Origin of the sequence: Haematobacter massiliensis (genome assembly GCF_000740795.1) — a bacterium.
GTDB lineage: Bacteria > Pseudomonadota > Alphaproteobacteria > Rhodobacterales > Rhodobacteraceae > Haematobacter > Haematobacter massiliensis.
Genome location: NZ_JGYG01000006.1, coordinates 191,745 through 209,715, shown reverse-complemented (window position 1 = coordinate 209,715; position 17,971 = coordinate 191,745). Strand labels below are relative to the sequence as shown.

Here is a 17,971-nt window from a genome sequence, read left to right as displayed (position 1 = left end):
CCGGGAGGTCAGGGAATATCCGGAGCTCCATCAGCAGGACCCCATCGGACCATCCGGAAATGCTGCGACCATCATGTCTCGGATGGACGGCTATCCTCCCGTCGCGCTGCAGAGGATCCGAACGCGAAGTATCACCCTGCGACCCTTCAAACACCCACCGATGGAGCGGCGCGGGCGTTTCCCTCGGTGGCAGTGTGAGTTGCGGGCCGGCGGATGACGGCGCCTATGGAGCCGAACTCTCATCCCGCGCGGTGATAACGGGCGGCGCTCCGTGCTGCCGCTCCTCCATATGCCGCCGCCGCGACGCGCGGAGGCCATGTTCCGTCAGTCCTCCGACACGGGATACCCGCCAGCGCACGCACGGAAGTCACTTCGCACATTGCTATAGCGATCCGTCAGGTCGCTCCTTCAGCTACGTCGCCCCTCTTCGTCTGATCCGCAGCGCTGCCCGCGGTGTGATCCTCCTCTGCCGGGGGGATTCCCCCGCTACGCCCCTCTGCCGGAACACCTGCGGACCGGGCGTGAATCGTGCCAATTCGCGCGCTCCCCGTCGCTCCGCCCCTATGGCAGCTCGTGGTCTCGGCGCGTCCACTGGTTGCCTGCCTCGCGGTCTTGCGCCCGGAAGTTTGCGGTCGGGTAAACTGGGCGCGCATGGTCAAACCTCACATTGTCTCCCGTCAGACACGTGTGCCCCACCTGGGCCGGCCGTGCGCTCCCAGCCGAAGCGCAGACCGGACCACCATGAAAGCGCGCCCCATGGTGACCCTTCCCTCCCATCCCCGGTGAGGTTGGTGCATCCCGCACGGGGCCGATGCTCCGTTCGCATCGTCATCCCGGCCTCTGGCGGTTCTGCCGCGCCCCGGCCGGCTTTTGCTGCGCCCGCCTCCGGCCCGTCTGCCTCCCGCCCGCCTGCCCCCCGTCCGTCTGACCGCCGGGGGAGCTACGGCACACCCGCCGCCGTCCGTTTCAACCGGTTTAATGCGGCGATGAACCGGGCGCTTTCGGCTACGCGTCCCGCGCGGGCGGCGCATGGCAGCGTCCCGGCTTTACGGTTGCGCGCATGACGGGACGCGGTCTCATCTGGCCGCTTCTGAGGCTGCCTGCGGTGCTGCTGGCCGTTGCACTGGCCGCGTTTCTGTTGATGAAGATCTCTCCCGTTGATCCGGTGGATGCCTATCTCGGCCCCGCGATCGCCCATCTGGGGCCGGAGAGGAAGGCGGAGATCGCCGCCCGCTGGGGACTGGACCGACCGGCGGGTGAGCAGTTCCTCCACTGGGCGCGTAACCTGTTTGCAGGAGACTGGGGCTTCAGCACGAGCTTCAATGCACCGGTCGCCGAGGTGCTGCGCGCAAGGCTCGGCCCCTCCGCGCTGCTCGCCGGCGGGGCATGGCTGCTGTCGGGGCTGCTCGGCTTCGGCTTGGCCCTGGTGGCGGCAGGCTGGCGCGGGCGATGGCCGGACAGGCTCATCAAGGCATACTGCTACCTGCTTGCCGCGACGCCGACCTTCTGGCTGGCCATGCTGCTCCTTCTGTTGTTCTCCGTCGTGCTCCGCTGGACGCCGGTGTGCTGTGCGGGACCGATCGGCGTGCCTGCGGAGGCAGTGACATTCGCCCTGCGCCTTGCACACCTGATCCTGCCGCTCACCGTGTTGACGCTCTTCGGCGTGGCGCAGGTGGCGCTGCATGTGCGGGCGAAGCTGGTGGACGTGCTGGCGAGCGATCATGTCCTGCTCGCCCGCGCGCAGGGGGCAGGGCGGTGGGATATCCTCCTGCGCCATGGCGCGCCCAATGCGGCGCTGCCTGCGATCACCATCCTTTTCGCGTCCACGGGAGAGATTTTCGGCGGCTCCATCCTTGCGGAGCAGGTCTTTGCCTGGCCGGGGCTGGGGCGGGCGACGGTGCAGGCGGGCCTGGAGGGGGATGTCGCGCTGCTCCTCGCGATCACGCTCGTCACAGCGGCGGTCGTGGCGAGCGCCAATACCGTGGCCGACCTGCTCTACCGGCTGGTGGATCCCCGCATCCGGAGGGACACACCATGAACTCTGGTGTGATCACAGGGCGGGCGCGGGCAGCGGCAACCGGAGTTGTGGTGGCCTTCCTGCTGCTCGGACTGATTGCGGCATCGCTGCTTCCGGGTGCAGGTGGAGTGGCGGATTTCGGACAGCGGAACCTGCCCCCGTCGCTGGCGCATCCGTTCGGCACGGATGCGATGGGGCGGGACATGTTCGGGCGGGTGCTCAGCGGCCTTGTGCTCAGCCTGCGCATCGGGCTGCTGGCGGCGGGCATTTCCGTGGTGATCGCGGTGCTGATGGCCGGTGCCACTGCTCTGGGACGCTGGCCCGACAGGGCGGCGGGATTCGTGACGGATGTCATGCTCGCGCTGCCGCATCTGCTTTTGCTGCTGCTGTTGTCATTCGCCTTCGGCGGGGGAACCGGGGCCGTCATCTGGGCGGTGGCGCTGTCGCACTGGCCCCGGCTCGCGCGTATCCTGCGGGCGGAACTGCTCCAGCTTCAGGCCGCCCCGTATGTGGAGGCGTCGCGCGGGTTCGGCCGCTCCCGCCTGTTTATCCTGCACCAGCATATCCTGCCGCATCTGGCCCCGCAGATGCTGGTGGGGTTCCTGCTGATGTTCCCGCATGCCATCCTGCACGAAGCGGGGCTGACCTTCCTCGGTTTCGGGCTGGAGCCGTCGCGGCCTGCTATCGGTGTCATGCTGGCAGAGGCGATGCGGCATCTCTCGGCAGGGCGCTGGTGGCTGGGGGTGTTTCCCGGTCTCGGGCTGCTGGCCATGGTGTTGGCCTTCGATGCGCTCGGCTCCGCGGCGGAGCGGTTGACGGATCCGCGGGAGGGCCAGACCTGATGCTCCACGTGTCGGACCTTTCGGTGAGTTTCCGCCGCTACAGCGGTCTTTTCCGGCAGGTGGAACAGCCCTGCCTGACGGGCGTGAGCTTCCGGCTCCGCCCGGGCGAGGTGCTGGCGGTCATTGGCTCCTCCGGTGCGGGCAAGAGCATCCTCGCCCATGCAATCCTCGGCCTGTTGCCCGCCAACGCGGTTTTGCGAGGGCACGTGCGCCTTGGCGGGCGGGCGACGCTTCTGCCGCAGAGCACGGCGCATCTCGACCCGCTTGCCTCCGCCGGGCGGCAGATCGGGCGCGCTGCGGACCGCGCCGGGCGGCGACCGGCAGTTGCCCCGGCGCTGGCGGAGGTAGGGCTTGCGGCAGGGGTGGCGCCGCTTCGCCCGCATGAACTTTCCACCGGAATGGCGCGCCGTGTGATGCTGGCTGCGGCCTTGGCGCAGAAGGCGGGGCTGATCGTGGCGGATGAGCCGACGGCGGGTCTGGATCCGCACCACCGGGATGTCATTCTCGACCGCCTCCGCACGGAGGCAGAGCGGGGTGCGGCTGTGCTGCTCATCACGCATGATCTCTCTCCGGCCCTCGCCCGCGCCGACAGGGTGGCCGTGATGGAGAAGGGGGCCCTTGCAGCAGTGGAACCGGCGCGGGCCTTCATGGGCGCGGGGGATGGGTTGTCGCCGACCGCCCAAAGGCTCTGGCGTGCGCTGCCGGAAAACGGGTTTCTGGCCGATGCTTGAGGCCCGCGCCCTCGCACTCTCCCATGGCGGTGCACCGTTGATCCGTGGCCTGTCGCTTCGCCTGCAACCGGGTGATGTGCTGGGGGTCGAAGGCCCCTCAGGCTCGGGCAAGACGACGCTCGGCCGCGCCCTCGCCGGGCTGCATCACCCGGTGGGTGGGGAGGTGCTGCTGAACGGCCGGGCGCCGCACCGTGGCGCGGTGCAGTATCTCCACCCTGAGCCGGGACAGGCGATGAACCCCCGCTGGCGGATCGCACGGATCGTGGCGGAGGCGGGCAGGCCGGACCCCGCCGTGGCCGCCGCGCTCGGCATCCGGTCCGACTGGGCGGAGCGCTTCCCGCACGAGCTGTCGGGGGGAGAGTTGCAGCGCGTCTCCCTGCTGCGCGCGCTGACGGCAGGGCCCGCCTATCTGGTCGCCGATGAGATCACGGCCCCGCTCGATCCCGTGGCGCAGGCGCGGATCTGGCGGGCGCTCCTCGCCGTGGCTTCCGCACGCGGGATCGGCATCCTTGCCATCAGCCACGACGCCCCCCTGCTGGACCGGATCGCCGGGGAGCGGCTTTGCCTCCCACCCCCTGCGGCACTGCGGACGGGGGGTGTGGCGCATTACTTTCGTCGCTGCCGGCAGCTTTTTTCCTGAACTGTTCTATCTGAAGCTTTCGAACTGCAAGGAGAGGACATGACGACGGGCAGAACAGCGGAACATCATGTGGTCGTGGTCGGGAGCGGCTTCGGCGGCCTTCAGGCGGTGGTGCGCCTCAAAGGGGCGCCGGTTCGCATCACGCTGATCGACCGGCGCAACCATCACCTGTTTCAGCCGCTGCTCTATCAGGTCGCGACGGCAGCGCTCACCACGTCCGAAATTGCCTGGCCCATCCGCCACCTGCTCCGCGAGAGGCATGAGGTGACGACGCTGCTCGCCGATGTGCAGGGCGTGGATACCGGGTCGCGGGAGGTCCTGCTCGATGACGACAGCAGGGTGCGATACGATACGCTGATCCTCGCCACCGGCGCGCGACACGCCTATTTCGGCCATGACGAATGGGAGGAGGACGCCCCCGGCCTGAAGACGCTGGAGGATGCGACCACCATCCGCCGCCGCTTCCTGCTCGCCTTCGAGCGGGCGGAGCGCGAGGAGGATCCTGTCCGCAGGAGCGCGCTCCTGACCTTCGTCGTGGTTGGGGCCGGGCCGACCGGCGTCGAACTGGCCGGCACCATGGCAGAGGTCGCACGGAAAACGCTGGAGGGGGAGTTCCGCAGCTTCGACCCCGCTTCCGCCCGCATCGTGCTGATCGAAGGGGGCCCGCGGGTGCTGCCGACCTTCCCGGAAGACCTGTCGGATTATACCGCGCGCGCGCTGGAGAAGCTGGGGGTGGAGGTGGTGCTGGGACAGCCAGTGACTGCCTGCGACGCGGAGGGGGTGACATTCGGTGATACCCGCCTGCCTGCCGACACGGTCATCTGGGCGGCGGGGGTTCGCGCCTCTCCCGCGGGCCAGTGGGTCGGGGCGGAGACAGATCGCGCGGGTCGTGCCAAGGTTGGCCCTGACCTGACGGTGGAAGGGCATCCGGAGATATTCGTGATCGGTGACACCGCCGCGGTCATATCGGACGGCAAACCGGTGCCGGGCATTGCCCCGGCTGCCAAGCAGCAGGGCGGCTATGTGGCCGATGTGATCTCCGCCCGCCTTCGGGGGCAGGCACTGCCGGGGCCGTTCTCCTACCATCATGCAGGCAGCCTCGCCACGATCGGGAAACGGCTGGCAGTGATCGATTTCGGCAAGTGGAAGCTGAAAGGCGCGCTGGCATGGTGGATCTGGGGCATCGCGCATATCTATTTCCTGATCGGCGTCAGGAACCGGCTGAGCGTTGCGTTAAGCTGGCTCTGGATCTACCTGCGCAATCAACGTGGCTCCCGTCTCATCACCCAGGGCACCGCAACGACGACCACCGCCGGAAACCCCGATCAGGAGGAGAGGGAGGCGAAGGAGGAGGAGGCACGCTGACCGCGGGCGGTTCCTCCACCGGCGCCGTATGTCTCGGACATCTTGCGGGTCATGGCCTTTGTCGGCGGTCCGGACGCCCTATCCCTCAGACATTGCGCACCCGCCAGCGGAGCAGCAACGCCACGACGGCCATCAGTACGGCCGCGACCACGACCACACCGTCAAACGCCCTGTCGAAGGCCGTCTGCGCCAGCAAAACCACTCGTGACGCCATCTCCGGCTCCAGATTTTCGGCAAGGATCAGCGCCTCGTCGATGCCATCACGTGCGATCTGCGGGACGCCTGCCGGAACTGTCATCATCCGGGTGTAGATGGCCGCCATCAACCCGCCCAACACCGCCACGCCAAGCGCGCTGCCCAGCTCGAACGACACTTCCTCGATGGAGGCCGCCATGCCAGCGCGATCTTCCGGCGCGGAGAGCATGATGATGCTGGAGGCAGCCGTCATCGTCGCCCCGAGACCAAATCCCAGCACCGCCAGTGCCCCTATCCAGAGCCAGTCATGGCCTATCACGAACAACCCCAGCCCAAGCGCCGAAAGCAGCAGGGAGAGCCAGAGCACCCGCTCCCCGCCCATGCGCGGGAGGGCAAGTCCAGCCAAGGGCCCCGCAGCAAAGGAGGCAAGCGGGATCGGCAGGATCATCAACCCCGCCTGCAGCGGAGTGAAACCCCGGACAAGCTGAAGATGCTGACTATAGACCAGCTCGATGCCGACCAGCACGGCGGAGGCGACCAGGGCCGAGATCACGCCGGCGGAGAAACGACGGCCGGTCATCAGGCGAAAGTCTATGAGCGGCTCGGGCGAGGCAAGCTGCCGGCGGACAAAGTGGGTAAGAACCAGCCCTCCGCAAGCCAGCGTCACGCCGGCGATGAGCAGGGAGCCATCGGCCCGTGCGATTTCCTTGATACCGTAAACGACCGCGACGATGCCCACCATGACTTGCGCCGACCCGGCCATGTCCCAGCGCCGCGCGCTGTTTCCAGGCCGCCGGGGCAGAAGCAGCGGGCCTGCCAGAAGTGCGACCGCCACCACCGGAACGTTCAGCAGAAAGACCGACCCCCACCAGAAATGCTCCAGCAAGAGCCCGCCCAGGACTGGCCCGAGCGCCGCACCGCCGGAGGCCACTGCGGCCCAGACGCCGATGGCGAAAGCGCGTTCCTTTTCGTCGGTAAAGGTGAGCCGGATCAGTGACAGCGTGGCGGGCATCATCAGCGCCGCGCCGACCGCCAGCCCGACCCTTGCGCCGATCAACAACCCCGGTGTGGGTGAGAACGCGGCCCAGAGCGAGGCCAGCCCGAAGACCGCCAATCCCCATAGGAACATCCGTTTGTGCGTCAACCGATCCCCCAGAGTTCCCAGTCCGGGCAGCAGTCCGGCGACGACCAGCGGATAGGCGTTGACGATCCAGAGCTTCTCCGTAGCCGTGGCGCCCAGATCATGGGTAAGGCGGGGCAGGGCCGTGTAGAGCACTGTCATGTCCACGGAGATGAGAAAAAGCGCGCTGGAAAGCAGCGCGAGCACCAGCCAGCGGTTGCGGGGCAACATGAGATAGAGTCCTTCTGAGGTCGGCAAGATCAGGGCGTCGCAACCCTTGTGGGCGGCGTTTCAATTAAATAAATACGTATGTATTGAAATGGAAGAGGTGAAATGGCCGGACGACCACGAACGATAGACCGGGACAAGGTTCTGGACGCGGCGGAGGACATCGTGATGGCGCAAGGCGCCTCCGGCCTGACCTTCGATGCGCTGGCGAAAGCTGCTGGAATCACCAAGGGCGGGTTGCAATACTGTTTCGGTACCAAGGAAAACCTGATCCGCGCGATGATCTCCCGCTGGTCGGACGGGTTCGAAGGTGAGGTCAAGGCACTTGCGGGGCCGGATCCTGCGCCTGAAGCCTTGATCCGCGCCCATCTCCGCGTGACGGAGACGGATGAAATCGCCGATCATTCCCGTTCCGCCGCGATGATGACGGCGCTGCTCGAGCGGCCCGATCAGGTGGCGTCGACCCGCGATTGGTATGCAAGCCGTCTGGCGGGGCTTGATCTTTCTCGGCCTGAGGATCGCCGGACCGCAGTCGCCTTCCTTGCGGGAGAGGGGGCTTTCCTGCTCAAGACACTTGGCCTTGTCAAGTTCAGTGCCAAGGATTGGACGGCGCTGTTCGAGGATATGCAGAAGCTCACCGCCGGGGTTGAACAGGGTTCCGCATAACGTTGCATCGGGGTGCAACCGCGGGAAGACCGGATGACCGGGCCCGTCGACACGCGGTCAATGGAATGCCTCGCCGGTGTCAGACGAGGCCACGCCCATTTTCACCTTTTTGCCACGCCGCCATGTTCTATCGGGAGTTCCCAGGCCTCCCGGCGACCGGCCTCGAAAGCCATCAGGTCGGCGGGATAATGCAGACCGTCTCGCGCCCGGATCGCGGCCTCGTCCGCCGCACGGCGAAAGACGGCGGCATCGTCCACATCGCTGAGCGCGGCCAGAGCGGCCAGCGCTTTCTGCAGCCGGACGGAGACCTCCAGCTCGGCCGCATCGCGAAGGATCGGCCGGAAGGCGTCTTCGACAAAATCCTTGACCCAGGGGCAGGCGACATGCAGCCGCTCCGAACCCTTCTCCTCCGTCCGTTCGGTCTGAAGCAGGACGACGAATACGCGCTGAATGGCGTTGATGGTTTCGATCACAGTGCCCGGATCGTTGACGGCGGAGGAAAGCGCCCGGCTCGCGATCTCCGACAAGGCGATGAAGCCGAGGCGCGGATCATCGCCGAAACTCCGATGGCGCTCCACTGTAAAGGACTGCCGGAGGTTCCTGAGCACAGCGTCATCCAGCTTGCCCTCTGCGAAAAGCACCGGACGGCGGGGATGGATATAGGTGCCCGCAATGACCGGCAGATGCAATTTCAGATCATGTTTCTCGGCGAGTTCGATCAACCATGCCGTGTTGACGCGGACGATGGAGCCTGTCTGGTCGATGAAGATCGGTCTCGCCATTTCGGGTATGGGAACTGCTGGCACCCCGCCAAGGCAGGGATTGAACGCATGCTGACGCGCAACACGCGTGGCGGCTGTTTCCACCCGGTCGATCACGTCGGACATCCGTCCGAAGCTGGTGATATGGGCAATCCAGCCGAGCAGGGTCACGGCGATCAGGATGACAACGCCGATCGTGCCGATGAACAGGATGATCCGGCCCTTTTCGTCGTAGAACCCCGTCGAGAGCGCGATGATCCCGACGAGGGAAAACAGAAAGGTGCCGAGAAATGTGGACAGCGCATTCTGCGCGGTCTGATCCTCGATCAGCAGCTGGGTGGAGCGTGGCGTGGCAAGATTGGTCGCGGATGAATAGGCGGATACAACGGCGGTCAGCGAGAATGTCGTGACCGCAAGCATGGAGGACGCGAGGATTTGCAGGATGTTGCCCACGGAATCCTGACCGAGGTCTGCGTTCAGTTCATCCGGCAGAAATGGTCCGAGGTATTTCGCGGCGATAGCCAGCAGGACCGCCAGAATGCTGAACGTCGCCGCTCGAAACCAGATACGCCGCGCCAGCCGCGCAAAGAACAAACGCCAGTCAATCATATGCCTTATCCGTGTTTCGGCGCTTAACTGGCGCATCGGCGGATGAAGTCCATTCCCGTTGCGCGGCGAACTTGCTTCGCTGATGTGGCGACATCAACATATTACATAATGTTTATTACATATGAATTCAGGCCGATGGGGAGAGTGTACTATTCCAGAGCGGTACTCGTATTTCTGACGCTGTGTTGGAAAGCGAGAGAACAGGCGGAATGAGGATCGGATATTGCCCTCCTCCCACAATGAACGTCGCATGATCGCACTCTGGCGGGGATGCCGCCATGGACGCGACGGAGATCGCCGCGGCGGCGCGCGCAGGGCTGCTACGCCCGACCCCTGTCATGGCGCGGAAGTTCGTGAACTTACGGGCGATCACAGGTTGCTCACGCATGAGACGTCTGCGGCTTCAGCGGCGCAGGGCGTTGAAGCAATGATCTCCGGAACCGGGTCGAGGTTTGCCTTAGCTGGGGCCAAGGCGGACCCGGCACGTCCTCCTGCATCGTCGAAGGCTGCGGACTCCTTGCTCTCGGTAGCGTGCCGCCTGCAATATTCGTGCTGAGATACGGGAACGGCTGTCACCTAACCCGTTCCCAGCTTGTCGAGGCGAGCGCATCGCAGATAGCGAAGGAAAGACCCGGCGCCTCTCCACCTAAGCCTGCAACTGCCGTGAGAAGTCGCAGACATCCCGCGCAAGTTCCGCCACTGAGGAAACGAAGGCGGAGGGCAGGTCCTGGCGGTACATCGCCACATAGGGCACCGGGGGCAGTTCCGGCGTGACCGGCACGACCACTAGCTTGCCCTCCTCCACGAGCGGGCGGAAGCACTGGCGCGGCAGATAGGCGACTCCGAGGCCGGCGACGGTCAGCCCCACCACCGCGGTCAGGCTGTCGCTGGTCAGCGTCTTTTGCAGCACAATCCCCTCGGTCTTCAGCCATTTGTTGAAGAAGAGGCCCGAGCCGGAGCGGCCGCCCTGGGTCAGGATCGGATGCTCCGCGAGTTCTGCCAGCGTCAAGGTGCGGCCGGGCGGGATCAGGCCCGGCCGCGCCATCCAGACATTTGCGACCTCGGTCAGGCGGACCACCGCGACATCCGGGTCGCTCATCACCTCCGGGATGACGATGAGGTCGACCGACCCCTCCATCAGCCGCTCATAGAGCGATCGGCTCATGTCCACCTCCGGCTCGATCGTCACCAGCGGATGCACCTGGCGCAACAGCGTCACCAGCCGCGGCAGCCAGGTCAACGCGGTAAGGTCCGTGACGCCCAGACGCAGGCGCCGCACTGCCTGTCCGCCGCCGGCCTTCAGCGCCATGATCCCGTCCTGCAGCGCCAGCATCTCCCGCGCGAGGTCAAGGAGCCGCTCCCCCTGCTCGGTCAGCCGCGCGCCACGCTGCGAACGGTCGAAGATCGCAAGGCCGGTGGACAGCTCCAGCTCCTGGATGCGCTTGGAGATCGCCGACTGGGTAGTGTTGAGCCGCATCGCCGCGCGCTCGAATGTGCCGAGCTGCACGACCCAGAGCAGGGCTTCCAACTGCCGCAGCGTGACCATGAACATTCTCCATAGGAATATCTTCAGATAAATTTATATCGCTTTTATGGATTATAATCCAGGCATAACCTGCCCGCGAAGCCAGCATCCTGAAAACTCGCGGAGATCCATCCCATGACTGTCATCCTTGCCGAGCGTGTCGCGCGGCTGAAACCTTCGGCCAGCCTCGCGGCGAAACAGATGGTTGCGGACCTGAACGCGGCCGGGCGTCGGGTCATCGACCTGACCATCGGCGAGCCCGATCTGGACACGCCCGCGCATATCGTCGACGCCGCCATCGCGGCGATGAAGGAGGGCGACACGCATTACACCTCCACCCCCGGCACCCCGGCGCTGCGCACGGCGATCATCGCGAAGCTGAAACGCGACAGCGGCGTGACGGTGCGGCCTGAGAACATCACGGTCGGCTCCGGTGCCAAACAGCTGATCTTCGAGGCTTTTGCGGCGACGGTGGAGGAAGGCGTCGAGGTCATCGTGCCCGCGCCCTACTGGGTCTCCTACCCCGACATGGTGGCGGTGCAGGGCGGCAGGCCGGTCATCGTCCCCTGCCCGGAGGTGGACGGCTTCAAGCTGACGCCCGCGGCGCTCAAGGCGGCGATCACGCCTCGCACCCGCTGGCTGGTGCTGAATTCGCCCAACAACCCGACCGGCGCAATGTATTCGCGCGACGAGATCGCCGCGCTCTGCGACGTGCTGCGCGACCACCCCCAGGTCTGGGTGATGACCGATGAGATCTACGAGCATATTGCGTACGACGGCAATGAAGCCGTGACGCCGATGGCCGTTGCCCCCGATCTGGCCGACCGGATGCTGATGATCAACGGCGTCTCCAAGGCCTATGCGATGACCGGCTGGCGCGTCGGCTATGCGGTCGGGCCGAAGGACCTGATCGCGGCGATGACGAAGCTCATCAGCCAGAGCACCACCTGCGCCAGCTCCATCAGCCAGGCCGCCGCCGCGGTGGCGCTCTCCGGCGACCAGTCCTGCGTGCGCGAGGCGACGGCGATCTTCCGCACCCGCCGCGACCGGATGGTGGAGATCCTGTCGCAGGCCCCGGGCCTCCGCGTGACGGCGCCGGACGGGGCCTTCTACCTCTACCCCTCGGTGGCCGGGCTGATCGGCTGCGTGACGCCGGCGGGCAAGCGGCTGGAGACGGATGTGGACGTGGCCTTCTACCTGTTGGAGGCGGCCAATGTCGCGGTGCTGGACGGCACGGCCTATGGGCTCTCGCCCTATCTGCGACTCTCCTTCGGCACCTCCATGGCGGAGGTCGAGGCGGGCGCGAAGGCCATCGTGGACGCCTGCCGCGCGCTGGTCGGGCAGGAGGCCACGGTCTGAGGCTCCCAGCCTAAGCCCTTGGCCTGAGGCTCTGCTCTGATGCAGGGCCTTCCACCGGCAACAGGCCGGTCTCAATCGACCCGTGATCAACATTCCAAAAAAGAATGATAAATCACAAAATAAAATCGCTGTTTTGCATGTAACGCAATGACTACAGTCGGCCATCCACAGCGCAACCGGGAGAAGCCTCATGACGACCGCCCTTGACACCGCCACCGCACCGGACGCGCTGCTCGCGGCCTTCCGCGCCACCGCCACGGCGACGATCAGCGACAACCTCTCCCGGCTGCCCGGTTTTGTCGGGCTGCGCCCCTTTCACCGCCTGGAGGGCGTGATGGCCGGGCGGGCGCTGACCGTGCGCACGGCGGTGGGTGACAACTACTTCATCCACAAGGCGCTCGATCTGGTTCAGCCCGGCGACGTGATCGTGGTGGACGGCGGCGGCGACACCGCCCGCGCGCTGATCGGCGAGATCATGGCGACGCTGGCGGAGGTGCGCGGCGCGGCGGGCTTCGTGCTTGATGGGGCGATCCGCGACACGGCGGTGATCGGCGCGGGCTCCTTCCCGGTCTTCGCCCGGGCCGCCATCCATCGCGGCCCCTACAAGAACGGCCCCGGCGCGATCAATGTGCCGGTCGCCGTCGGCGGCCAGGTGGTCCATCCCGGCGACATCGTGATCGGCGATGCCGATGGCGTCGTCGCCTTCCCGGTCGAGGGCGCGGCAGCGCTTCTAGACGCCGTACGTGCCCAGGAGGCGAAGGAAGCCGCCATTCTGACCAGCATCCGCGCAGGCACCTACACCGGCGCCTACGCGAAATAACAAACCTCAAAAAGAACCCAACAGGAGAACCATCATGTCCATCTTCAATTCCCTCGCGCTCGCCGCCGGCCTCGCGCTCACCGCCACCACTGCGCTCACCTCCGCCGCCGTGGCCGACCAGCTCGCCGACATCAAGGCGGCGGGCAAGCTTGTCTGCGGCGTGCTCGGCACGCTGGAACCTTTCAGCTTCCAGGATCCCGCCACGCGCGCGACCGTGGGTTATGATGTCGACCTCTGCCGGGCGGTCGCCACCGATCTCGGCGTCACGCTTGAGGTGAAGCCGATTGCCGTCGAAGCGCGCATCCCCGAACTGACACAGGGCCGGGTCGACATCGTTTCCGCAGCACTCGGCTATACCGCCGACCGGGCCAAGCAGATCGACTATTCCAACACCTCCTATGTCAGCCTTCAGAAAATCCTCGTGAAAGCTGACAGCGGCATTTCGCAGCTCGACGACCTCGCCACCAAGAAGATCAGCGCGCCGAAGGGCTCCACCTCGGAGAAATACCTGCGCGCCGTGCTGCCGAAGGCCAATGTCCTCACCTTCCAGGATCCGCCGGCGGCCTTCCTCGCGCTCCAGCAATCCAAGGTCGCGGGCATGATCCTGTCCGAAATCGCGCTGGTGAAGTTCATGAACCAGGCGGGCGGCCTCACCCTGATCGCGCAGCCGGTGGCGGAGGAATACTGGGGCCTCGGCCTGCGCAAGGATGAGCCAGCCTTCAAGGCGGCGGTGAACGCCACGCTCACCCGGCTGGAAACCTCCGGCGAAGGCAAGGCGATCTTCGACAAATGGCTGGGCGAGGCCACCACGTACAAGATGAAGCGCGCCTTCACCCTCGACGTGCCCGCCTCCGAACCCGTGCTGAAGCCCGGCGTCTGATCCCTCCCCTCGAACCGCCGTCCCTGCGGCCCGCGGGGACGGCCCGAACCGGGGAGGCCGGCCAATGGGCAATCTCGACTTCGCCTCCGTCCTCACGGGCGAATATCTCGACTGGCTGCTGAGCGGCCTCCTCGTCACCCTTCAACTTGCGGCAGGCGCCTGGGCGCTTGCCTTCGGCCTCGCGCTGGTGCTGTCGGTGATCCGCGCTACCGGCTGGAAGCCTGCGGAACTGCTGGTCGCCGCCTATGTGGAGGTTCATCAGAATATCCCGCTGCTGGTGCAGATGTTGTTCTGGTATTTCGCCGTGCCCGAACTGCTGCCCGAAGGCGCGCGGATGTGGCTGAACGAGCACAGCAGCGAATTCATCCTCGCGCTCTTCTCGCTCGGCTTCTGCTTCGCCGCCTATATGTCCGAGGCGATCCGCAGCGGCCTGCGCGCCGTGCCCCGCACCCAGTATGAGGCGGGACGGGTCTTCGGCTTCGGCTACCTTTCCACCATGCGCTATGTTGTCGTGCCGCAGGCGCTGCGCGTCGCCGTGCCGCCGCTGGTCAACTACTCGCTCCTACTCTTCAAGAATACCTCCATCGCCATGGCGATCGGCGTGCACGAGCTCACCTATCAGTCCCGGCAGATCGAGAGCGACACCTTCCGCACCTTCGAGGTCTTCGCCATCGCAACGGCGATCTATCTCTTCTTTTCCTTCGTCATCATGGCGGCCGGCACGCTTTATGAGCGCCGTGTCTCCCTTGCCGCCCGATAGGAGGACCAGATGCTCGACATCATCCACGACAACTGGCTTCTGCTCCTGATCGGCCAATACCCGAACGGGCCCCTCGGCGGCCTCGCCGCCACGCTGCTCCTCGCCGTCATCGGCCTGATCCTGGCCTTTCCCTGTGCGCTGGCGCTGGCCATCGCCCGGGTCAGCCCCTTCCGGCCGGTCGCTCTCATCGCCACCGCGCTCATTAACATCGTGCGGGGCACGCCCTTCCTGATGGTGATCTTCTGGAGCTATTTCGCGCTGCCGCTCCTCATCGGCATCCCGATCTCCGGCTTCTGGACGCTGATCGGCGCGCTGGTCCTCTATGAGAGCGCCTATCTCGCCGAGGTCATCCGCTCCGGCATTCAGGCGCTGCCCAAGGGCCAGACAGAGGCCGCCCGTTCGCTCGGCTTCGGCTATTTCCGCACGATGTTCACCATCATCCTGCCGCAGGCGCTCTACAATTCCCTGCCGAGCCTGCTCAGCCAGTTCGTCTCGCTGATCAAGGAGACCTCGCTCGGCTATGTCATCTCGGTGAACGAATTCACCTTCGCCGCCGTGCAGGTGAACAACGAATTGCTGACCCGGCCGATCGAGGTTTTCTCGATCCTTGCCATCACCTACTTTCTGCTCTGCTTCACCCTCACCTCGGCCGCCCGCGCGCTTGAGGGCCGCATCGCCCGCCGCCGCGCCGGGCGTTCCGGCACCCGCGCCGACACAACCGAAATCCTCGCCCCCGATTTGCTCAAGACGGAGCCCACGCCATGATCGCCTTCGAGAACGTCGACAAATGGTACGGCGACTATCAGTGCCTGACCCAGGTCAATGCCAATGTGAAACAGGGGGAGGTCGTCGTGCTCTGCGGCCCCTCCGGCTCCGGCAAGACCACGCTCATCCGCACGGTCAACCGGCTGGAGCCGATCCAGGGCGGGCGGATCACCGTGAGCGGCGCGGATGTAAACGCCAAGGGCGCGAACATAAACAAGCTGCGCTCCAACATCGGCTTCGTGTTCCAGTCCTTCAACCTCTTCCCGCATATGTCGGTGCTCGACAACGTGATGCTGGCGCCGCGCAAGATCCGCGGTCTGGCAAAGGCGGAGGCGGAGGAGAAGGCGCACAAGCTCCTGGAACGCGTGGGCCTCGGCCACAAGGCCGGCGCCTTTCCGGGCCAGCTTTCGGGCGGACAGGCGCAGCGCGTGGCGATCGCCCGGGCGCTGGCCATGGATCCACCGGTCATCCTCTTCGACGAGCCGACCTCGGCGCTCGACCCGGAGATGGTGGGCGAGGTGCTCCAAGTGATGAAGTCGCTCGCCCATACCGGCATGACGATGATGTGCGTGACCCATGAGATGGGCTTTGCGCGCGAGGTCGCCGACCGGGTCTGGTTCATGGACAAGGGCGTCATTCTGGAGGATGCGGACCCCGAGACCTTCTTCACCAATCCCCAGCATCCCCGCGCGCAGAAATTCCTCTCCGACCTGCGCCACTGACCGCTTCGGGGCGGCGTCCCCGACCGCTCCGCCGTCCCCGCTCCCGCGCGCCGATGCCCCGGCGCGCGACCGGATCGGTCTTGCCGACCCCATCCTGCCCCGCGCAACAGCCCCTCAGGAGGCAACATGTATTCCGGCCCCGTCTTCGACATGGCGAAGACCCAGTTCTCCGCCGTCGCCGACCATCTGGAGATCCCTCATTGCGAGCGCGACCGGCTGCTGATGCCGAAGCGCCTCGTGGCGGTCTCCTGCCCGATCCACCGCGATGACGGCACGGAGGCCGTCTTCCAGGGCTACCGCGTCCAGCACCACCTGACCCTCGGCCCGACCAAGGGCGGCACCCGCTTCGCGCCCTCCGTCGACGTGGGCGAGGTCGCGGCGCTCGCGGTCTGGATGAGCTGGAAATGCGCGCTCGCCGGGCTGCCCTATGGCGGCGCCAAGGGCGGGATCACCGTCGATCCGCGCGCGCTCTCGCCCCGCGAACTGGAGGCGCTGTCGCGGCGCTACATGCAGGAACTCATCCCCTTCGTCAGCCCGCACACCGACGTCATGGCGCCCGACATGGGCACCAATGAACAGGTGATGGCCTGGTTCATGGACACCTATTCCATGTATCAGGGCCAGACGGTCAATGAGATCGTCACCGGCAAGCCGGTCTGGTGCGGCGGCACCGTCGGCCGGCGGGAGGCCACCGGGCGCGGCGTCGCCCATTGCACCTTCCGCGCGATGGAGATGGTAGGGATCGATCCGGCCAAGGCCACCGCGATCGTCCAGGGCTTCGGCAATGTCGGCTCCTACGCCGCCTATACGCTGGCGGAGCGGGGCGTGACCATCCTCGGCGTCAGCGATCATACCGGCGCTTACTATGACCCGAAGGGTCTCGACATCGCCGCGCTCCGCCGCCATGTCGCCGCGAAGGGGACGCTGGAAGGCTTCTCCACCGAGCTCGCCTTCGACCCGGATCAACTGCTCCTGCAAAAATGCGACGTGCTGGCGCCCTGCGCCATGGAGCAGGTCATCACCGGGGCGAATGCCGGCGCGCTGCGTTGCCGGATCATCGCCGAGGGCGCGAACGGCCCGGTGACGCCCGAGGCCGACGCGATCCTCGATGAGCGCCGCGACGAGATCTTCGTGATCCCGGACATCCTGTGCAACTCGGGCGGTGTCATCGTCTCCTACTTCGAATGGGTGCAGGACCTGCAACGCTATTTCTGGGACGAGGCCGAGGTGATGGAGCGGCTCTATGCCGCGCTCGACCGCTCGTTCTCGCAGGTGATGTCGCGCGCCAAGGCCCGGAACCTGTCGCACCGCAACGCGGCGCTGGCCATCGGCGTGGATACCGTGCGGCGCGCGAAACAGACTCGCGGCCTCTTCCCCTGACCGCCTTGGAGCAGCGGGGCGACGGTATGGCCGTTGCCCGCCCCGGTCGCATGTCCAGCCACGTCGAGCATCCGCGCCGATCTCGCCATCAGGGTGGATGCATTACGGGCCGGAGAGTATAGGCCGACCCCATCCTTCATGATCCTTCATGGGAAAAGCCGACGCGCTTGACCAATCGACCTACCGGAGAGGCGGAAAGCGGCATCGTCCAAGAGCATCCATCGTCCGCGCCCCGATGAACTTGGGCAGCGCGTGGCGCAGATGCCTTTCGGATCCTGTTCCATCGACGGCGGTTTGATGAACCTGTCCAGCGGTTTTGAAACGCAGATCAGACATGGCAACACCTGTCGACGATCGCCCCCTTGCGATCGCGCTGTTCTCAGCCCGCATGGTGAGGATCGTGGCGCAGATGTTCAGGGCGACGGCGGCCGCGTTCCCCTCGTTCGCACGATTGGTCCCGCTGTTGATGATAAAAGCATCCCGCCCGTCGATCCTCGCCAGACCAACAACATACTGTTTCCTGTAAAGAAAACCGGAGCACGGGGCGAACCGGGCCACCTCGATCATCTTGCAGGCCCAGACGCGG

The 17,971-nt window shown here is 66.0% G+C and carries 17 protein-coding genes; 13 read left to right on the top strand and 4 right to left on the bottom strand.

Features of this window, described 5'->3' with window-relative positions; all coding sequences use genetic code 11:
* Positions 1-1,060: 1,060 nt before the first annotated feature.
* From CN97_RS10635 to CN97_RS10615, 5 genes are read left to right on the top strand one after another with little or no spacing between them, the layout of a single operon-like run.
* Positions 1,061-2,038: an ABC transporter permease gene (locus CN97_RS10635; protein ID WP_035710894.1), complete on the top strand. Its 978-nt coding sequence runs from the start codon at positions 1,061-1,063 to the stop codon at positions 2,036-2,038.
* The gene (locus CN97_RS10630) at positions 2,035-2,859 is read left to right on the top strand and encodes an ABC transporter permease (RefSeq protein WP_035710891.1); all 825 of its coding nucleotides are present in this window, start codon (positions 2,035-2,037) and stop codon (positions 2,857-2,859) included. The genes CN97_RS10635 and CN97_RS10630 overlap by 4 nt, the downstream gene beginning before the upstream one ends.
* Positions 2,859-3,590: an ATP-binding cassette domain-containing protein gene (locus tag CN97_RS10625; protein ID WP_035710889.1), complete on the top strand. Its 732-nt coding sequence runs from the start codon at positions 2,859-2,861 to the stop codon at positions 3,588-3,590. The genes CN97_RS10630 and CN97_RS10625 overlap by 1 nt, the downstream gene beginning before the upstream one ends.
* Positions 3,583-4,230, top strand: a complete 648-nt coding sequence (locus tag CN97_RS10620) for an ATP-binding cassette domain-containing protein (protein WP_084684102.1) — start codon at positions 3,583-3,585, stop codon at positions 4,228-4,230. Before CN97_RS10625 ends, CN97_RS10620 begins: the two co-directional genes overlap by 8 nt.
* A 39-nt stretch (positions 4,231-4,269) precedes the next feature.
* Positions 4,270-5,595 (top strand): NAD(P)/FAD-dependent oxidoreductase, encoded by a 1,326-nt coding sequence (locus CN97_RS10615; RefSeq protein WP_084684101.1) that lies wholly within the window; start codon positions 4,270-4,272, stop codon positions 5,593-5,595.
* Positions 5,596-5,680: 85 nt separating this feature from the next.
* Here CN97_RS10615 and CN97_RS10610 read toward each other — a convergent pair whose 3' ends face one another.
* The gene (locus CN97_RS10610) at positions 5,681-7,141 is read right to left on the bottom strand and encodes an MFS transporter (protein WP_035710888.1); all 1,461 of its coding nucleotides are present in this window, start codon (positions 7,139-7,141) and stop codon (positions 5,681-5,683) included.
* A 102-nt stretch (positions 7,142-7,243) separates the two neighbouring features.
* On the opposite strand from CN97_RS10610, the gene CN97_RS10605 reads away from it, so the two are divergent.
* Positions 7,244-7,804, top strand: a complete 561-nt coding sequence (locus tag CN97_RS10605) for a TetR/AcrR family transcriptional regulator (protein ID WP_035710887.1) — start codon at positions 7,244-7,246, stop codon at positions 7,802-7,804.
* 101 nt (positions 7,805-7,905) lie between these two features.
* Here CN97_RS10605 and CN97_RS10600 read toward each other — a convergent pair whose 3' ends face one another.
* The gene (locus CN97_RS10600) at positions 7,906-9,174 is read right to left on the bottom strand and encodes a DUF2254 domain-containing protein (protein ID WP_051911142.1); all 1,269 of its coding nucleotides are present in this window, start codon (positions 9,172-9,174) and stop codon (positions 7,906-7,908) included.
* 646 nt (positions 9,175-9,820) lie between these two features.
* Positions 9,821-10,720: a LysR family transcriptional regulator gene (locus CN97_RS10595; RefSeq protein ID WP_035710884.1), complete on the bottom strand. Its 900-nt coding sequence runs from the start codon at positions 10,718-10,720 to the stop codon at positions 9,821-9,823.
* Positions 10,721-10,834: 114 nt separating this feature from the next.
* On the opposite strand from CN97_RS10595, the gene CN97_RS10590 reads away from it, so the two are divergent.
* The 7 genes from CN97_RS10590 (at position 10,835) to CN97_RS10560 (ending at position 17,385) form a co-directional block, all read left to right on the top strand.
* Positions 10,835-12,058: an aminotransferase class I/II-fold pyridoxal phosphate-dependent enzyme gene (locus tag CN97_RS10590; protein WP_035710882.1), complete on the top strand. Its 1,224-nt coding sequence runs from the start codon at positions 10,835-10,837 to the stop codon at positions 12,056-12,058.
* A 190-nt stretch (positions 12,059-12,248) separates the two neighbouring features.
* Complete coding sequence (locus CN97_RS10585) at positions 12,249-12,878, top strand: RraA family protein (RefSeq protein WP_035710879.1); 630 nt, start codon at positions 12,249-12,251, stop codon at positions 12,876-12,878.
* A gap of 34 nt (positions 12,879-12,912) precedes the next feature.
* Positions 12,913-13,758: an ABC transporter substrate-binding protein gene (locus CN97_RS10580; RefSeq protein ID WP_035710878.1), complete on the top strand. Its 846-nt coding sequence runs from the start codon at positions 12,913-12,915 to the stop codon at positions 13,756-13,758.
* Between the two features lie 64 nt (positions 13,759-13,822).
* On the top strand, positions 13,823-14,518 hold the full coding sequence (locus CN97_RS10575; protein ID WP_035710875.1) for an amino acid ABC transporter permease: 696 nt from the start codon (positions 13,823-13,825) through the stop codon (positions 14,516-14,518).
* 9 nt (positions 14,519-14,527) lie between these two features.
* Positions 14,528-15,283 carry an amino acid ABC transporter permease gene (locus CN97_RS10570; protein WP_035710873.1) on the top strand — a complete coding sequence of 252 codons (756 nt, stop codon included), beginning with the start codon at positions 14,528-14,530 and terminating at the stop codon, positions 15,281-15,283.
* Complete coding sequence (locus tag CN97_RS10565) at positions 15,280-16,005, top strand: amino acid ABC transporter ATP-binding protein (protein WP_035710870.1); 726 nt, start codon at positions 15,280-15,282, stop codon at positions 16,003-16,005. The genes CN97_RS10570 and CN97_RS10565 overlap by 4 nt, the downstream gene beginning before the upstream one ends.
* Positions 16,006-16,131: 126 nt before the next feature.
* The gene (locus CN97_RS10560) at positions 16,132-17,385 is read left to right on the top strand and encodes a Glu/Leu/Phe/Val family dehydrogenase (protein ID WP_035710869.1); all 1,254 of its coding nucleotides are present in this window, start codon (positions 16,132-16,134) and stop codon (positions 17,383-17,385) included.
* Between the two features lie 180 nt (positions 17,386-17,565).
* Here CN97_RS10560 and CN97_RS10555 read toward each other — a convergent pair whose 3' ends face one another.
* Positions 17,566-17,952 carry a hypothetical protein gene (locus CN97_RS10555; protein ID WP_131389767.1) on the bottom strand — a complete coding sequence of 129 codons (387 nt, stop codon included), beginning with the start codon at positions 17,950-17,952 and terminating at the stop codon, positions 17,566-17,568.
* Positions 17,953-17,971: the final 19 nt, after the last annotated feature.

Excerpts from the sequence above, each read along its gene's own strand:
- CN97_RS10635 (WP_035710894.1), top strand. The coding sequence starts at position 1,061 with ATGACGGGACGCGGTCTCATCTGGCCGCTTCTGAGGCTGCCTGCGGTG.
- CN97_RS10630 (WP_035710891.1), top strand. The coding sequence starts at position 2,035 with ATGAACTCTGGTGTGATCACAGGGCGGGCGCGGGCAGCGGCAACCGGA.
- CN97_RS10625 (WP_035710889.1), top strand. The coding sequence starts at position 2,859 with ATGCTCCACGTGTCGGACCTTTCGGTGAGTTTCCGCCGCTACAGCGGT.
- CN97_RS10620 (WP_084684102.1), top strand. The coding sequence starts at position 3,583 with ATGCTTGAGGCCCGCGCCCTCGCACTCTCCCATGGCGGTGCACCGTTG.
- CN97_RS10615 (WP_084684101.1), top strand. The coding sequence starts at position 4,270 with ATGACGACGGGCAGAACAGCGGAACATCATGTGGTCGTGGTCGGGAGC.
- CN97_RS10610 (WP_035710888.1), bottom strand. The coding sequence starts at position 7,141 with ATGTTGCCCCGCAACCGCTGGCTGGTGCTCGCGCTGCTTTCCAGCGCG.
- CN97_RS10605 (WP_035710887.1), top strand. The coding sequence starts at position 7,244 with ATGGCCGGACGACCACGAACGATAGACCGGGACAAGGTTCTGGACGCG.
- CN97_RS10600 (WP_051911142.1), bottom strand. The coding sequence starts at position 9,174 with ATGATTGACTGGCGTTTGTTCTTTGCGCGGCTGGCGCGGCGTATCTGG.
- CN97_RS10595 (WP_035710884.1), bottom strand. The coding sequence starts at position 10,720 with ATGGTCACGCTGCGGCAGTTGGAAGCCCTGCTCTGGGTCGTGCAGCTC.
- CN97_RS10590 (WP_035710882.1), top strand. The coding sequence starts at position 10,835 with ATGACTGTCATCCTTGCCGAGCGTGTCGCGCGGCTGAAACCTTCGGCC.
- CN97_RS10585 (WP_035710879.1), top strand. The coding sequence starts at position 12,249 with ATGACGACCGCCCTTGACACCGCCACCGCACCGGACGCGCTGCTCGCG.
- CN97_RS10580 (WP_035710878.1), top strand. The coding sequence starts at position 12,913 with ATGTCCATCTTCAATTCCCTCGCGCTCGCCGCCGGCCTCGCGCTCACC.
- CN97_RS10575 (WP_035710875.1), top strand. The coding sequence starts at position 13,823 with ATGGGCAATCTCGACTTCGCCTCCGTCCTCACGGGCGAATATCTCGAC.
- CN97_RS10570 (WP_035710873.1), top strand. The coding sequence starts at position 14,528 with ATGCTCGACATCATCCACGACAACTGGCTTCTGCTCCTGATCGGCCAA.
- CN97_RS10565 (WP_035710870.1), top strand. The coding sequence starts at position 15,280 with ATGATCGCCTTCGAGAACGTCGACAAATGGTACGGCGACTATCAGTGC.
- CN97_RS10560 (WP_035710869.1), top strand. The coding sequence starts at position 16,132 with ATGTATTCCGGCCCCGTCTTCGACATGGCGAAGACCCAGTTCTCCGCC.
- CN97_RS10555 (WP_131389767.1), bottom strand. The coding sequence starts at position 17,952 with ATGATCGAGGTGGCCCGGTTCGCCCCGTGCTCCGGTTTTCTTTACAGG.